Source organism: Vibrio sp. 1078-1, assembly GCF_033340475.1.
Map to the genome: position 1 here is coordinate 1 of NZ_JAWOWM010000703.1, position 562 is coordinate 562.

At 49.6% G+C, this 562-nt stretch carries 2 protein-coding genes; both read left to right on the forward strand.

Features of this window, described 5'->3' with window-relative positions:
• A partial coding sequence (locus R7190_RS29610) for a S26 family signal peptidase (protein ID WP_318138171.1) occupies window positions 1-170 on the forward strand: 170 nt, incomplete at its 5' end.
• A 10-nt stretch (window positions 171-180) separates the two neighbouring features.
• Window positions 181-562, forward strand: a 382-nt coding sequence (locus tag R7190_RS29615) for a TrbC family F-type conjugative pilus assembly protein (RefSeq protein WP_318138170.1), incomplete at its 3' end; no start/stop codon positions are given.

A 562-nucleotide genomic window follows, 5' to 3' on the forward strand; every position in this document is an offset into this window, starting at 1 on the left:
TGGCATTAGCCCAGCGTCTTGTTGTGGCTAAAACAGAATTTAGCCGCTCATTGACGCTGCAAGAAAACGAGTATTGGTTTTCCGGTGAGGCCGCAACGAGTTTCGACTCCCGTTATTGGAATGCCGTTAAGCGCGAGCAGATTGTCGGTCGCGCTTGGCCGCTTTGGTAGGAGGTGGATGATGAGAAGACTATGCCTCTTATTTTTGTTGGTTGCTCCATTGGCTTGGGTTCAAGTGTCCTGGGCACAAGAGCCTTATCCGTTGTCTGACGAGGACAAAAAGATCGTTGAAATGAGCCGCAGCATTTTACAAAGTGCTGTGGATGGTGCATCTGAATTTATAGAGCCTTTTGCACCGGTTGAACAACCTGCGTCGCTCAAACACAGCGATGAATGGTTGATATTTGCGTCGTCCTCATTGGGTGATTCCTCACTGAAGCAGCTATTTAAAGAGGCCAGTGCTACCGGCGCTATTGTGTTGTTTCGGGGAATTCCTGAAGGAAAGACCTTGGGGGCGGCTATCCGTGATTGGCATACGCTGATGGTGGGACTTGATCCTGTTC